This window comes from Streptomyces sp. ITFR-16 (assembly GCF_031844705.1).
In the GTDB taxonomy this organism is placed as follows: Bacteria; Actinomycetota; Actinomycetes; order Streptomycetales; family Streptomycetaceae; genus Streptomyces.
Window position 1 is genome coordinate 4,132,601 of sequence record NZ_CP134609.1, and the last position, 14,261, is coordinate 4,146,861.

A 14,261-nucleotide genomic window follows, 5' to 3' on the forward strand; every position below is an offset into this window, starting at 1 on the left:
ACAGAGTTAGAGTAACCGAACGATCGGTCGGGACAAGGGGGCCCACGAAACCTGTGGACAACTCGTAGGGGAGGATCGCGGGCATGACCACGGCCAAGCGGGACACGTACACCCCGGAGACTCTGCTCACCGTCGCCGTCCGTGTCTTCAACGAGCGCGGTTACGACGGCACGTCCATGGAGCACCTGTCGAAGGCGGCGGGCATCTCCAAGTCGTCCATCTACCACCATGTCGCCGGCAAGGAAGAGCTGCTGCGGCGCGCGGTCACCCGGGCCCTGGACGGGCTGTTCGGCATCCTCGACGAGTCCGGCGCGACGCGGGGCCGGGCGATCGAGCAGGTCGAGTACGTCACGCGCCGTACGGTCGAGGTGCTGATAGCCGAACTGCCCTACGTCACGCTGCTGCTGCGCGTGCGGGGCAACACGAAGACCGAGCGCTGGGCGCTGGAGCGGCGCCGCGAGTTCGACCAGCGGGTGGCCGAGCTGCTCAAGGCGGCGGTCGCGGACGGCGATCTCCGCTCCGACGTGGACATACGCCTGGCGACCCGGCTGCTGTTCGGGATGGTCAACTCCCTGGTGGAGTGGTACCGCCCGCTGCCGGACGGCGGCGCGGAGGGTGAGCGGCTCGCGGACACGGTCGTGCAGCTGGCCTTCGAGGGCATGAAGTCCAGCCGCTGAGCCCCGGCCGGTGCCGGAGGCGGTGCCGGCTCAGGTGAGCTCGGTGGGGCGGTCCGGGCCCGGCGCCAGGTCCGTCTCCTCGAACACCAGCAGGGTGCGGGTCGACAGCACCTCCGGGATGGCCTGGATTCTGGTCAGGACCAGTTCGCGCAGGGCCCGGTTGTCGGCGCTGTGCACCAGCAGAAGGACGTCGAAGTCGCCGCTGACCAGTGCGATGTGCGTGGCGCCCGGCAGCGCCTGGAGCTGTTCGCGGACCGTGCGCCAGGAATTCTGGACGATCTTGAGCGTGATGTACGCGGAGGCACCCTGGCCCGCCCGCTCGTGGTTCACCCGTGCGCTGAAGCCGCGGATCACGCCGTCGTCGATGAGCCGGTTGATTCGCGCGTAGGCGTTGGCCCGCGACACATGGACCCGGTCGGCCACCGACCGTATCGAGGCGCGGCCGTCCGTCTGGAGCAGTCGGAGGATGGCGCGGTCGATGGAGTCGAGCGGGCGTGCGGGAGCGATCGGGCCGGGCTCCTCGGCCCCGTCGGCCATTTGTTCAGCTGCCATGTTCCCGTGCCTCCCCGTCCTGGACGACCTGTTCCCATCCCAGGCTGTGGAGAACCGTTTGTCCACAGGCTGGCGGTGCCTGTAGCCAAAATGCGCTCGCGACCGAACAATCGGTAGGTGAGGCGCACCACACTCGCACCTCGCACGGCTTTCGATATTTCGACACATTTCGACACCCCTCGGTATCGGGGCACCCCCGATACCGTCCGTTGCCGCTCGATACCCCTCGATGCCAGGAGGTGCTTGACATGACGGTCCAAGAGCTGCCCGGCGCGGCTGCCTACCGGCCCACGCCGCCCCCGGCCTGGAAGCCGCTCACCGACCCCGCCCCGCTGCTCCCGGACCCCGAGCCGTACCGCGTGCTCGGTACGGACGCCGTGGCCGACACGGACCCCGAGCTGCTGCTGCGGCTCTACGCCGAGCTGGTGCGCGGCCGGCGGTACAACGCCCAGGCGACCGCCCTCACCAAGCAGGGCAGGCTCGCCGTCTATCCGTCGAGCACGGGGCAGGAGGCCTGCGAGATCGCGGCTGCCCTGGTGCTGGAGGAGCGGGACTGGCTCTTCCCCAGCTACCGCGACACGCTCGCGGCCGTGGCCCGGGGCCTGGACCCGGTCGAGGCGCTGACCCTGCTGCGCGGCGACCGGCACACCGGCTACGACCCGCGCGAGCACCGCATCGCCCCGCTCTGCACCCCGCTCGCCACCCAGTTGCCGCATGCCGTGGGCCTGGCCCACGCGGCGCGGCTCAAGGGCGACGACGTCGTCGCGCTCGCCATGGTCGGTGACGGCGGCACCAGCGAGGGCGACTTCCACGAGGCGCTGAACTTCGCGGCCGTCTGGCGGGCCCCTGTCGTCTTCCTCGTACAGAACAACGGCTTCGCCATCTCCGTGCCCCTGGCGAAGCAGACCGCGGCCCCGTCCTTGGCCCACAAGGCCGTGGGGTACGGCATGCCCGGCCGGCTGGTCGACGGCAACGACGCGGCGGCCGTGCACCAGGTGCTCTCCGAGGCGGTGAGCCGGGCCAGGCGCGGCGAGGGCCCGACGCTCGTGGAGGCCGTCACCTACCGCATGGACGCGCACACGAACGCCGACGACGCGACCCGCTACCGAGGCGACAGCGAGGTCGAGGCCTGGCGGGCGCACGACCCGGTCCGGATCCTGGAGCGCGAGCTGACCGGTCGCAGACTGCTCGACGACGAGGGGATCGAGGAGGCGCGGATGGCCGCGGAGCGGATGGCGGCCGGACTGCGCGAGCGGATGAACGCCGACCCGGTGCTCGACCCGATGGACCTCTTCGCCCATGTCTACGCGGAGCAGACCACGCAGCTGCGGGAGCAGGCGGCCCGGCTGCGCGTCGAGCTGGACGCGGAGCACGACCAGCCCGACGGGCTCAGCACGGACGACGGGGGAGCGCGGCGATGACGACGGCAGCGGCCACGGCCGGAGAGCGGACGGCCAAGGCGAAACCCGCCACCATGGCGCAGGCACTCGGACGCGCGCTGCGCGACTCGATGGCCGAGGACCCCTCGGTGCACGTCCTCGGTGAGGACGTCGGGACGCTGGGCGGGGTCTTCCGGATCACCGACGGCCTGGCGAAGGAGTTCGGCGACGCGCGGTGCACGGACACTCCGCTGGCCGAGGCGGGCATTCTCGGCGCGGCGGTCGGCATGGCGATGTACGGGCTGCGGCCCGTGGTGGAGATGCAGTTCGACGCCTTCGCCTATCCGGCGTTCGAACAGCTCATCAGCCATGTCGCCAAGATGCGGAACCGCACCGGTGGCGCCATGCCGCTGCCGATCACGGTCCGGGTGCCCTACGGCGGCGGCATCGGCGGCGTCGAGCACCACAGCGACTCCTCGGAGGCGTACTACATGGCGACCCCGGGTCTCCATGTCGTCACCCCCGCCACGGTCGAGGACGCGTACGGGCTGCTGAGGGCCTCGATCGCCTCCGACGACCCGGTGGTCTTCCTGGAGCCCAAGCGCCTCTACTGGTCGAAGGCGGACTGGTCACCGCAGGCGCCCTCCGCCGTGGAGCCCATCGGACGGGCCGTCGTCCGGCGCCCGGGCCGCAGCGCCACGCTGATCACGTACGGGCCGTCCCTGCCCGTCTGCATGGAGGCCGCGGAGGCCGCCGTCGAGGAGGGCTGGGACCTGGAGGTCGTCGACCTGCGCTCCCTGGTGCCCTTCGACGACGAGACCGTCGCCGCCTCCGTGCGCCGCACCGGCCGCGCGGTCGTCGTCCACGAGTCCACCGGCTTCGGCGGTCCCGGCGGCGAGATCGCGGCCCGGATCACCGAGCGCTGCTTCCACCACCTGGAGGCGCCGGTGCTGCGGGTCGCCGGTTTCGACATCCCGTATCCGCCGCCCATGCAGGAGCGGCACCACCTTCCCGGCGTGGACCGGGTGCTCGACGCCGTCGCACGACTGCAGTGGGAGGCGGACAGCTGATGGCCCAGGTAATCGAATTCAAGCTGCCGGACCTCGGCGAGGGACTGACCGAGGCCGAGATCGTGCGCTGGCTGGTGGAGGTCGGGGACGTCGTCGCCATCGATCAGCCGGTCGTCGAGGTCGAGACGGCCAAGGCGATGGTGGAGGTGCCGTGCCCGTACGGGGGCGTGGTGACCGCCCGCTTCGGGGACGAGGGCTCGGAGCTTCCGGTCGGGGCGCCGCTGCTGACCGTGGCGGTCGGCTCCGTGGACTCGTCTGCGGCCACCTCCGGAGATTCTTCCGGGGACTCCTCCGGGACGGCGGTCGCCGGTTCCGGTACGGGCCCGGGTGCGGCTTCCGGGACGGGGGCCGGGTCCGGGGCGGACGCGGGGGCCGAGTCCTCCGGGTCCGGGAATGTCCTGGTGGGGTACGGGACGGGCGCGCCGCCGGTGCGCCGTCGCCGGGTCCGGCCCCAGGGGCTGGCCGCCCCCGCAGCCCGTGCGGAGGAGCCTGCCGCTCCTGTCGTGCCTGCCGCTACCGCTGCCGACGCGGCTCCCTCCGCCTCCGCCGCCGCTTCGGACCGTGCGTCGGGGCCGGTCGCCGTGGTCTCCCCGCTGGTGCGCAAACTCGCGCGGCAGCACGACCTCGATCTGCGTCTGCTGGTCGGCTCGGGGCCCGACGGGCTGATCCTGCGGGCCGATGTCGAGTCGGCGATCCGGTCCACCACGGAGGCCGGGGCGTCAGCCGCAGCGCCTGTCGCGCCCGTCGCGTCGGCCGAGCCGTCCGCGCGTCCGGCCGGTGAGCGCGTTCCGTTGCGCGGGGTCCGGGGCGCGGTCGCCGACAAGCTGTCCCGCAGCAGGCGCGAGATCCCCGACGCCACCTGCTGGGTGGACGCCGACGCGACCGAGCTGATGGCTGCCCGGGCGGCGATGAACAGCGCGGGCCCCAAGGTGTCCGTGCTCGCGCTGCTCGCCCGTATCTGCACGGCGGCCCTGGCCCGGTATCCCGAGCTCAACTCCACGGTGGACCAGGAGGCGCGCGAGATCGTGCGGCTGCCCGGTGTGCACCTCGGGTTCGCGGCCCAGACCGACCGGGGTCTGGTCGTCCCCGTCGTGCGGGACGCGCACACGCGCAACGCCGAGTCGATCGGCGAGGAGATCGGCCGCCTCACCGAGGCGGCCAGAGCGGGGACGCTGAAGCCGGCGGAGCTGACCGGCGGCACCTTCACGCTCAACAACTACGGGGTGTTCGGGGTCGACGGATCGACGCCGATCATCAACCACCCGGAGGCGGCGATGCTCGGCGTCGGCCGCATCGTCCCCAAGCCGTGGGTGCACGAGGGCGAGTTGGCCGTGCGCCGGGTCGTCCAGCTCTCGCTGACCTTCGACCACCGGGTCTGCGACGGTGGCACGGCCGGCGGCTTCCTGCGCTATGTCGCCGACTGCGTGGAGCAGCCGGCGGTGCTGCTGCGGACGCTGTAGAGCGGTTAGCGGTTAGCGGTTAGCGGTTAGCGGTCGGCGGTCGGCGGTCGGTGGTTTCGCGGAGAAGCCGGAGGCCGTGGAGGCGGTCGCGGTCATGCCCCGCATACTCGGGGCATGACCGCGTATGACGCCATCGTTCTCGCAGGAGGTGCCGCCAAGCGGCTCGGCGGCGCCGACAAGCCCGGGCTGCGGGTCGGTGGCCGCCCGCTGCTCGACCGGGTGCTCGCGGCCTGTGCCGGTGCCGGGACCACCGTGGTGGTGGGCGGCCGTCGGCCCACCGTGCGCCCGGTGACCTGGACGCGTGAAGAACCGCAGGGTGGCGGGCCGTTGGCGGCGCTCGGAGCGGGAGTGCGGCACACGGCGGCGGAGCGGGTGCTCGTGCTCTCCGCCGATCTGCCGTTCCTGGGGGCGGACACGGTCGCCTCGCTGCTGGCCGCCGCCGGGGCCGGGGAGACCGAGGGCGCGCTCTGCACCGACGCGGACGGCCGGGACCAGCCGCTGGTCGCCGTCTACCGCGCGGAGCCGCTGCGCCGCGAACTGGCGCTGCTCGCCGCCGAGCACGGCGGGCTTGCCGGGCTGCCCCTGCGCCTGCTCACCCGCGAACTGACGCTCTCCCGGGTCGCGGCGGACCCGCTTGCCTCGTTCGACTGCGACACCTGGGAGGACATCGCTTCGGCCCGGGCCCGGATCAGAGAACATGGGACCGTGCTGGACGAATGGATCACCGCAGTCAAGAACGAACTGGGCATCGACCTCGACGTCGACACCGGCGTCCTGCTCGACCTCGCCCGTGATGCCGCCCACGGCGTCGCCCGGCCCGCCGCGCCCCTGACGACCTTCCTGGTCGGATACGCGGCGGCGCAGGCCGGCGGTGAGGGCGGAGGGCCCGAAGCGGTGGCCGAGGCGGCCCGCAAGGCCGCCGCGCTCGCCCTCCGGTGGGCGGACGAGACCGGCGCACCGGGCGAAACCAAGACGCCGGGCGAAACCAAGACGCCGGACGGGACCGGGACACCGGACGGGACCGGGACACCGGACGGGACCGGGACACCGGACGGGACCGGGACACCATGACCAGGCGCAGCGGCGAGAACCCCGCCCCGCCACCCCGGAGCCGTTCCGCCGCCGGTTCCGCCGAGGCCGACACCCCGGAGTCCGACGACGGCGAGAACGCCACCGACACCGACACCGCCCGGAAGCGGGCCGCTGCCGAGGCCGAGGAGGAGCGGGCCGTCGCGCAGGCCCTGGCCCTCGTCGCACGGCAGGCACCGCACCCCGCCGGGCCGGGATTTGCCGGCCGGTCCGCCTCATCGCACGGCGAGGCGACCAGCCGTGCGATCCCCTGGGCCGAGGCCCGCGCCCTTGCCGCACGGGCGGGACGCGCGGCCCCCGTACGTACGGTCCGTCTCCCCCTCGACCGGGCACTCGGCCATGTGCTCGCCGAGCCCCTTGCCGCGCTCACCGACCTGCCGTCCTTCGACACCTCCGCCATGGACGGCTGGGCCGTCGCGGGTCCCGGACCGTGGCACATCCGCGCGAAGGAGGGCATCCTCGCCGGTCATGGCGCCCCCGCCCCGCTCCCCGACGGCGACGCCGTCCGCATCGCCACCGGCGCCCGCGTTCCGGCGGACGTCAACGCCGTCATCCGCAGCGAACACGCCCACGCGGACGAGACCAAGGGACTGCTCCACGCGCAACGGCAGGTGAGTCCGGGACAGGACATCCGGCCGCGCGGCCAGGAGTGCCGGTCGGGCGACCAACTCCTCCCCACCGGTGCCGTGGTGACCCCGGCTGTCCTCGGCCTGGCCGCGGCCGCCGGGTACGACGAACTGCTCGCCCGCCCCCGGCCCCGCGTCGACGTCCTGGTCCTCGGCGACGAACTGCTGACCGCCGGGCTCCCGCGCGACGGGCTCATCCGTGACGCGCTCGGGCCCATGATCGGCCCCTGGCTGCGCGCCCTGGGCGCCGATGTCTCCGAGCCACGACGCCTCGGGGACGACGCGGAGGCCCTGCGGCAGGCGCTCACCGGCTCCGACGCCGATCTGATCGTCACGACCGGCGGCACCGCCTCGGGACCCGTCGACCATGTGCACCCCGTCCTGGACCGGATCGGCGCCGAACTGCTCGTCGACGGAGTCGCCGTGCGCCCCGGCCATCCCATGCTGCTGGCCCGGCTCGGGGCCCGAGGGCCGTATCTCGTCGGGCTGCCCGGCAACCCCCTGGCGGCGGCCTCCGGTCTTCTCACGCTGGCGGGGCCGCTGCTGTGCGGGCTGGCCGGCCGGGTCCACGACGATCCCTACCACGTGGCCGTACGCGACGACGTGCACGGCCATCGGCACGACACCCGGCTCGTGCCCGTGGTCCATGGGACGGCCGCGGGCCCGGGAACCTCCGGCCGGAGCGACGGGACCGGAACCGGAGCCGGGGCCGATCACGTCGTACCACTGCATTACAACGGTCCCGCCATGCTGCGCGGGATCGCCGCCGCGGACGGGTTGGCCGTCGTGGAGCCGGGCGGGGTACGGTCCGGCACCGAGGTGGAGATCCTCGATCTACCGTGGTTCTCGGCGATGCCGTGGACTGAAGGGTGTTTCACGTGAAACTTCCCGGCCATGACGCGATGGCCAGGCGCGCCGACGAGCAGGTCGTCCCCACCCGGGTGATGCTCCCGCGCCGGGTCGTGGACGGCCCGGCCCGTCAGGTGGCCAAGCGGCTGACGATGGCTCTGATGGTGATGGCCATCACGGTCTTGATCGTCTGGGTCGACCGGGGCGGGTACCACGACGCCGCCGACGGCAAGGTCGACTTCCTGGACTCGGTGTACTACGCGACGGTCACCCTCTCCACCACCGGATACGGCGACATCACCCCGTACGGCGACGGCGCCCGGCTCGTGAACGTGCTGTTGGTGACACCGCTGCGCGTGCTCTTCCTCATCATCCTGGTCGGCACCACCCTTGAGGTCCTCACGGAGCGGACCCGGGAGGACTTCCGGCTGAAGCGTTGGAGAACCAACTTGCGTGACCACACCGTTGTCGTCGGCTTCGGTACGAAGGGCCGCTCGGCCATTCAGACCCTCTGTGCCACCGGCCTGAAGAAGGAACAGATCGTCATCGTCGACCCGGCGTCGAAGGTGATAGAGATCGCCAATGCAGAGGGGTTCACCGGGGTGCTCGGTGATGCGACACGCAGCGAGGTGCTGCTGCGGGCCGAGTTGCAGAAGGCGCGCCAGATCATCATCGCCACCCAGCGCGACGACACGGCGGTGCTGGTCGCACTGACCGCGCGTCAGCTCAACCGGGGCGCGAAGATCGTCGCCGCGGTGCGCGAGGAGGAGAACGCCCCGCTGCTGCGGCAGTCCGGGGCCGACGCCGTCATCACCAGTGCGAGTGCTGCGGGCCGACTGCTCGGCCTCTCCGTCCTCAGCCCCAGCGCGGGCACGGTGATGGAGGATCTCATCCAGCAGGGCAGCGGGCTCGATCTGGTCGAACGGCCGGTGATAAAGGCCGAGGTGGGCAAGAGCGTGCGGGAGACCGAGGACCTCGTGGTCAGCGTCCTGCGGGGCCACCGGCTCCTCGGCTACGACGACCCGGCGGCCAGCCCGCTGCAGCTGACGGACCGGGTGATCACCATCGTGCGCGCCTCGAACGAACCGCCTCACAACCTGCCGCCGACGCAGAGCGTGCCGCGCTTCTGAGGGCGGCGTCGCCATCCGCGCGGCGCGGCATCCCCGGGGCTTCCCGGCCGCCCGGCCGCCACGGAGTAGCCTCGCGGCCATGCATGCGATCACGATCCCCGAACCCGGTGGCCCCGAGGCGCTCGTGTGGGCCGAGGTGCCCGATCCCGTTCCCGGCGACGGCGAGGTCCTCGTCGATGTCGTGGCCGGCGCGGTCAACCGGGCCGATGTGCTGCAACGGCAGGGCTTCTACAACCCGCCGCCCGGTGCCTCGCCCTACCCGGGCCTGGAGTGCGCCGGCCGTATCGCGGCCCTCGGTCCCGGTGTCACCGGCTGGTCCGTCGGCGACGAGGTGTGCGCGCTGCTGGCCGGCGGCGGTTACGCGGAGAAGGTCGCCGTCCCGGCGGGCCAGCTGCTCCCCGTACCGGAGGGACTGGACCTGGAGCTCGCCGCGGCCCTGCCCGAGGTGACGGCGACCGTGTGGTCCAACGTGTTCATGGTGGCCCATCTGCGGCCCGCCGAGACGCTGTTGGTGCACGGCGGTTCCAGCGGGATCGGCACGATGGCGATCCAGCTGGCCAAGGCGGTCGGCGCCCGGGTCGCGGTGACCGCGGGCGGCCCCGAGAAGCTGGCGCGCTGCGCGGAGCTCGGCGCCGACATCCTGATCGACTACCGCGAGCAGGACTTCGTCGAGGAGCTCCGCAAGGCGACGGACGGGGCGGGCGCGGACGTCATCCTCGACATCATCGGCGCGAAGTACCTGGACCGGAATGTGCAGGCGCTCGCCGTCAACGGCCGGCTGGCGGTCATCGGGCTCCAGGGCGGCGCCAAGGGCGAGCTGAATCTCGGCGCCCTGCTGACCAAGCGGGCCGCGGTCACCGCGACCTCGCTGCGCGGACGCCCGCTCGCCGAGAAGGCGGCAATCGTCGCGGCCGTACGCGAGCACGTCTGGCCGCTCATCGCCGACGGCGTCGTGAAGCCGGTGGTGGACCGCACCCTGCCGATGCCGGACGCGGCCGAGGGACACCGCCTGATGGAGTCCAGCACCCACATCGGCAAGGTGCTGCTGCGGGTTCCCCCGGCGGCCTGACCGCACGGCCCCCGTCCATGCGAAGGGCCCGGCACACGGTGTGTGCCGGGCCCTTCGCGCTCGATCGGGTGGTTGAAGAGAGTCGGGGGTTACAGGTACGGCCCGGAGCGGATCGCCCCGTGCGGGTCGGCGGCGCCGCCACCGTCCTCCTCCTCGTGGCCGCTGCCCGGGGGCAGGGCTCGGCGCATCTGCTCCAGCTGGGCCCGCGCCGCCATCTGCTGCGCGAACAGGGCGGTCTGGATGCCGTGGAAGAGGCCCTCCAGCCAGCCCACCAACTGGGCCTGCGCGATCCTGAGTTCCGCCTCGGAGGGGACGGACTCCTCGGTGAACGGCAGGGAGAGCCGTTCCAGCTCCTCCACCAGCTCCGGCGCGAGGCCGTCCTCCAGCTCCTTGACCGAGCTGGCGTGGATCTCCTTGAGGCGCACACGGCTCGCCTCGTCGAGAGGAGCCGCCCTGACCTCCTCCAGGAGTTGCTTGATCATGCTGCCGATGCGCATGACCTTCGCGGGCTGTTCGACCATCTCCGTCACCGGGACCTCGCGCGACTCGTCGTCAGTGCCACCGCCGCCGATCGCCATTCCGTCCTGCCCCACTACGAGGACCTGGGGGTGCTCCTGCGATCGTTCATTCCTCGGCATCTCCATGCCGCCCATTGTCTCGCACACGCGGCGTACACCACTGTGGTGCCCCCGGGAACGGATGATCCACCGTCCCCGAGGGCACCGAAACGGCTCAGCCGGCCCGCCGCGCCAGGGTCAGCCGGGAGCGGGTGAGCGCCGCCGCCAGGACGCCCGCCAGCAGCGGGACGACCAGGGCGAGCAGCCCGATGGTCGGCCAGGGCAGCACGATCGGCGTGTACGCGGACCTCATGGGCTCGTCCCGCATCGCTTCCATCGCGCCGCGCAGATCGACCAGGCGCAGCGCCACCGCGGGCACCAGCCCCGCTCCGGTCCCGAGCAGCACACCCGTGAGGGCCACCACCACGCACTGGAACCCGGACAGGGACCTGCGGACCCTCGGCGGGGCGCCCACCGCGCTGAGCGTGGTGAGGTCGGCCTCCGCGTCCGCCTTGGCCAGACCGGTGGTGATCGCCGCCGCACCCAGGGTCACCACCCCGGCGAACAGGGTGAGGATCAGCAGCACGGTGCTCTCCCGGCTTTCGGCGCCGGATTCGGAGTTCACCCAGAGCCCGCCGCCGGACTGGTCGATGGCGGCCGAGACACGCTGGTTCTCGGCGTCCGTGGGCGGGTGGCTGACGGCGTAGACACTGCCGCCCGGGGCGGTGTGCAGGCCGAGCCCGGCGGCGGTCCGCTGCGGCAGGATCATGCGGATGCCGGGGGTGGCGGCGTACTCGGCGTCCGCCACGTACACCTTCAGCCGGTCGGTGGACTTCCGGGCCGGGCCGGGGTGCAGCTTGCGGTTCTTCTTGTCCTTGGAGCTGTAGGTGTGGACGGCCTTGAGGGTGACCTCGCCGTTCTTCGCGTACGCCCGGTTGAGCAGGACGGGTGTGCCGGCCTTCAGCGCCGCGGCGGCCGCCGGGTCGTCGAGCTTCACATAGGTGTCGAGCAGGGCCGCGTCGCCCACGACGATGTTGCTCTCGGAGCTGAAGCCGCCCGTGTGGATGTATTCGTCCATGCAGGCCGGGGAGTGCATCATCGTGCGGTGTTCCTCGGCGGAGAGCCGGGTGGCGAGCGCCTTGGCGCCCTTGCCCTTGAGCGGGCAGTCGTGGCCCTTGCCGGTGGGCTTGACCAGCTCGATGCTGCCGCAGCTCTCGTTCTCGCCGTAGTAGACATTGCAGTCGCTGCCCGCCCAGACCCGGGAGAAGTCGGCGCGCCCGCCGGTGACCGCCATGTTCCGTTCGATGGCCGCCCGGGCCAGCGGCAGCCGCTCGGCGTTCTTGCTGTCATAGGCCGAGACGAGCAGCGTGTCCTTGGTCAGCATGGGCGTGTAGTTGTAGTCGGACTCGGCCAGGCTGCTGGACATGTACGTGGCGATGGCCACCGAACCCGCGACGGCAGCCATCACGGCGGCGACCGCCGGGGCGGTCCGGCCCCGGTTGCGGGCCGCGTCGCGCAGCGCCATTCGGGGGGAGAGCGGCAGCCTGCGGCCGAGCCGGCCCAGCAGGCCCACGATGACCGGGATGCAGGCGAGCAGCCCGAGCTCGGCGACGACCGATCCGCCGGAGACCAGCAGGGAACTGCCGCTGACGCCGCCGTACACCGCGACCGCGATACCGAGCGCCAGCACGGCGGAGCCCGCGATCGGCAGCACCCGGGAGCTGCGGCGCACCCCGCGCCGGCCGGTGAGCGACTCCAGGACGGACTGCCGGGCGGCCACGAGGGCGGGGACGAACGCGGCGAGCAGCCCGGTGACCAGGCCGAGCCCGGCCACGATCAGCAGATCCGTCGGCCGCAGGACCAGGGAGCCGAAGCGCTGCCCGGCCCGTTCCTCGATCATCGGGCGGAACACCGCCGTGAGCAGCAGTCCGGCGCCTACGCCGGACACCGCTCCGACGCCGCCGAGGACCAGTCCGCCGGAGAGCACGACGGCGCGGACATGGCGCCGGTCGCCGCCGCAGGTGCCGACGAGCCCGAGCTGACGGCGTGAGCGGCGCGCGCCGACGGCGAAGGCCGGTCCGGCGAGCAGCACGATCTCCAGGATCGCCATGGCGACCACGGTGATCAGCGCCGCGCTCGTCTCGGCAGAGGTGCCCGAGGCGTAGCCGCTGACGGACCGCGCCATCGGGACCTCGGAGTCCGGCGGCGGGTCCAGGACCACCTGGCGGGAGACGACGAGCGCGCCGGCCTTGTTGGCGGCGAGGACGTCGCTCCAGCCGATGCCCGCCGCACCCGTGCCCTTGACCAGCCATTCGGTCGATCCCGCGTTGGGCGGCAGCACCTTCTTGTCGCGGGCGGCCAGGGCCTGCCACGGGCCGATGACCGCGCCCGGGTCGGCGTACAGCTTCTTGGAGCCGAGATCGTCGGGCTGCTCGACCGCGCCGGTGATGGTGTACGTGCGCCCCGCGCCGTTCACGGTGGTGCGGGAGCCGATGTGCAGCCCGGACGACTTCAGGAACGCCTCGGTGGCCACCATCTCGCCGGTGCCCTGCGGGAACTCGCCCTTGATCAGGTCGATCTTGCCCCGGGCCATCGGGTCCGAGGTGCGGAACTCCACGATGTCGGTGTCGACGACCCCGTACGCGGTGGTGACGTTCGCGGGGACGGACCGGATGGAGATCGCCCGCGCCCCCTTGGGGAAGGTGGCCCGCATGTCGACCGGCGGGAGGCCCTCGGCGGGGAAGTCGTCGTCGACGGCGTTGTACATGATTCCGTCGGGCATCTGCTGCAGTTCGCCGAGGCCCGGGTCGCTGAACAGCGCGTCGGCCGAGCCCATCTCGGCGGTCAGCTTCTCGGCCGGGGTGGACTCCGCGCTGCGGTACGTCACGTCCGCGGCCGTCACCCCCAGCACCGGCAGGGCGATCATCGCGACCACCAGGGCGCTGCGGCCCTTGGACCGCATGGCGTCGCGGCGGGCTATCCGGAGGGCGGCACGCCACCCCGTGAAGACGCTCACTCGTGGCTCCCGGCGGCCAGCAGCGAGTCGGCCCCGGCGGACAGCGTCTGATCGACGATCGAACCGTCCCGCAGGAAGACGACCCGGTCCGCCCAGGCGGCGTACCGGGGTTCGTGCGTCACCATCACCCCGGCCGCACCCTGGTCGCAGCGGTGGCGCAGCAGCGCGAGGACGGCCTCGCCGGTCTCGGAGTCGAGGGCGCCGGTCGGTTCGTCGGCGAGCACCAGACGCCGGTCCCCCACCAGCGCACGGGCGATCGCGACGCGCTGCTGCTGGCCGCCGGACATCTCGTCCGGGAAGCGGTCGGCGATCTGGAGCAGGTTCATCTCCTCCAGCGCGGCGCGCGCCTCCTTGCGGGCCTTGCGGACCGAGACCCCGTCGAGCTCGCGCGGCAGCGCGATGTTCTCGGCGGCGGTCAGGGCCGGGATCAGGTTGTAGTCCTGGAAGACATAGCCGACGCTGCGGCGGCGCAGGGCGGCGACGCCCTTGCGGCCGAGCGTGGCGATGTCCTGGCCCTCGATGACGACCTGCCCGCCGGTCGCGGTGTCGAGGCCGCCGGCCAGAGTCAGCAGGGTGGACTTGCCGGAGCCGGAGGGCCCCATCACGGCGACGAGTTCACCGGCGTGCACCGCGAGGTTGATCCCGCGCAGGGCGTGCACCTCGGCGATGCCGGTGCCGTGCGTACGGGTCAGGGCGCGGAGTTCGAGGACCGGTGCGTCCCCCGGCTGGGCCGGATCGGCCGGGGACGTGGACGGAACGTGCAAGGACATGACGGGTGGTTCCCCCT

The 14,261-nt window shown here is 72.7% G+C and carries 12 protein-coding genes; 8 read left to right on the forward strand and 4 right to left on the reverse strand.

Annotated elements, in window-relative coordinates; translation table 11 throughout:
* Nucleotides 1-83 precede the first annotated feature (83 nt).
* Complete coding sequence (locus RLT58_RS18275) at nt 84-677, forward strand: TetR/AcrR family transcriptional regulator (RefSeq protein ID WP_311311450.1); 594 nt, start codon at nt 84-86, stop codon at nt 675-677.
* Between the two features lie 30 nt (nt 678-707).
* Here RLT58_RS18275 and RLT58_RS18280 read toward each other — a convergent pair whose 3' ends face one another.
* Entirely contained in the window at nt 708-1,214 is a 507-nt protein-coding gene (locus tag RLT58_RS18280) for an Lrp/AsnC family transcriptional regulator (RefSeq protein ID WP_311314551.1), read from the reverse strand.
* 263 nt (nt 1,215-1,477) lie between these two features.
* Here RLT58_RS18280 and pdhA point away from each other — a divergent pair, with 263 nt between their 5' ends.
* The 7 genes from pdhA to RLT58_RS18315 all read left to right on the forward strand — a co-directional run bounded on the left by pdhA (nt 1,478) and on the right by RLT58_RS18315 (nt 9,901).
* Entirely contained in the window at nt 1,478-2,650 is a 1,173-nt protein-coding gene (gene pdhA, locus RLT58_RS18285; RefSeq protein WP_311311451.1) for a pyruvate dehydrogenase (acetyl-transferring) E1 component subunit alpha, read from the forward strand.
* The gene (locus RLT58_RS18290) at nt 2,647-3,678 is read left to right on the forward strand and encodes an alpha-ketoacid dehydrogenase subunit beta (RefSeq protein ID WP_311311452.1); all 1,032 of its coding nucleotides are present in this window, start codon (nt 2,647-2,649) and stop codon (nt 3,676-3,678) included. Before pdhA ends, RLT58_RS18290 begins: the two co-directional genes overlap by 4 nt.
* Nucleotides 3,678-5,138: a dihydrolipoamide acetyltransferase family protein gene (locus RLT58_RS18295; protein ID WP_311311453.1), complete on the forward strand. Its 1,461-nt coding sequence runs from the start codon at nt 3,678-3,680 to the stop codon at nt 5,136-5,138. The genes RLT58_RS18290 and RLT58_RS18295 overlap by 1 nt, the downstream gene beginning before the upstream one ends.
* Nucleotides 5,139-5,252: 114 nt before the next feature.
* Nucleotides 5,253-6,209, forward strand: coding sequence for an NTP transferase domain-containing protein (locus RLT58_RS18300; RefSeq protein ID WP_311311454.1), 957 nt, complete (start codon nt 5,253-5,255; stop codon nt 6,207-6,209).
* Nucleotides 6,206-7,735: a molybdopterin molybdotransferase MoeA gene (locus RLT58_RS18305; RefSeq protein WP_311311455.1), complete on the forward strand. Its 1,530-nt coding sequence runs from the start codon at nt 6,206-6,208 to the stop codon at nt 7,733-7,735. Before RLT58_RS18300 ends, RLT58_RS18305 begins: the two co-directional genes overlap by 4 nt.
* Before the next feature lie 20 nt (nt 7,736-7,755).
* A complete protein-coding gene (locus RLT58_RS18310) occupies nt 7,756-8,832 on the forward strand; it encodes a potassium channel family protein (RefSeq protein WP_311314552.1) in 1,077 nt (358 codons plus the stop codon).
* A 79-nt stretch (nt 8,833-8,911) separates the two neighbouring features.
* Nucleotides 8,912-9,901 (forward strand): NAD(P)H-quinone oxidoreductase, encoded by a 990-nt coding sequence (locus RLT58_RS18315; protein ID WP_311311456.1) that lies wholly within the window; start codon nt 8,912-8,914, stop codon nt 9,899-9,901.
* Nucleotides 9,902-9,990: 89 nt separating this feature from the next.
* On the opposite strand, the gene RLT58_RS18320 is transcribed toward RLT58_RS18315, so the two are convergent.
* The 3 genes from RLT58_RS18320 to RLT58_RS18330 form a co-directional block, all read right to left on the reverse strand.
* A complete protein-coding gene (locus tag RLT58_RS18320) occupies nt 9,991-10,545 on the reverse strand; it encodes a bacterial proteasome activator family protein (protein ID WP_311311457.1) in 555 nt (184 codons plus the stop codon).
* Between the two features lie 88 nt (nt 10,546-10,633).
* The gene (locus RLT58_RS18325; RefSeq protein ID WP_311311458.1) at nt 10,634-13,474 is read right to left on the reverse strand and encodes an FtsX-like permease family protein; all 2,841 of its coding nucleotides are present in this window, start codon (nt 13,472-13,474) and stop codon (nt 10,634-10,636) included.
* Nucleotides 13,471-14,244 (reverse strand): ABC transporter ATP-binding protein, encoded by a 774-nt coding sequence (locus RLT58_RS18330; protein WP_311311459.1) that lies wholly within the window; start codon nt 14,242-14,244, stop codon nt 13,471-13,473. The genes RLT58_RS18325 and RLT58_RS18330 overlap by 4 nt, the downstream gene beginning before the upstream one ends.
* Nucleotides 14,245-14,261: the final 17 nt, after the last annotated feature.

Bases quoted from the DNA above. Each gene is read 5' to 3' on its own strand.
- RLT58_RS18305 (WP_311311455.1), top strand. From the start codon at position 6,206: ATGACCAGGCGCAGCGGCGAGAACCCCGCCCCGCCACCCCGGAGCCGT.
- RLT58_RS18275 (WP_311311450.1), top strand. From the start codon at position 84: ATGACCACGGCCAAGCGGGACACGTACACCCCGGAGACTCTGCTCACC.
- RLT58_RS18295 (WP_311311453.1), top strand. From the start codon at position 3,678: ATGGCCCAGGTAATCGAATTCAAGCTGCCGGACCTCGGCGAGGGACTG.
- RLT58_RS18315 (WP_311311456.1), top strand. From the start codon at position 8,912: ATGCATGCGATCACGATCCCCGAACCCGGTGGCCCCGAGGCGCTCGTG.
- RLT58_RS18320 (WP_311311457.1), bottom strand. From the start codon at position 10,545: ATGGAGATGCCGAGGAATGAACGATCGCAGGAGCACCCCCAGGTCCTC.
- RLT58_RS18310 (WP_311314552.1), top strand. From the start codon at position 7,756: ATGGCCAGGCGCGCCGACGAGCAGGTCGTCCCCACCCGGGTGATGCTC.
- RLT58_RS18330 (WP_311311459.1), bottom strand. From the start codon at position 14,244: ATGTCCTTGCACGTTCCGTCCACGTCCCCGGCCGATCCGGCCCAGCCG.
- pdhA (WP_311311451.1), top strand. From the start codon at position 1,478: ATGACGGTCCAAGAGCTGCCCGGCGCGGCTGCCTACCGGCCCACGCCG.
- RLT58_RS18300 (WP_311311454.1), top strand. From the start codon at position 5,253: ATGACCGCGTATGACGCCATCGTTCTCGCAGGAGGTGCCGCCAAGCGG.
- RLT58_RS18290 (WP_311311452.1), top strand. From the start codon at position 2,647: ATGACGACGGCAGCGGCCACGGCCGGAGAGCGGACGGCCAAGGCGAAA.
- RLT58_RS18280 (WP_311314551.1), bottom strand. From the start codon at position 1,214: ATGGCCGACGGGGCCGAGGAGCCCGGCCCGATCGCTCCCGCACGCCCG.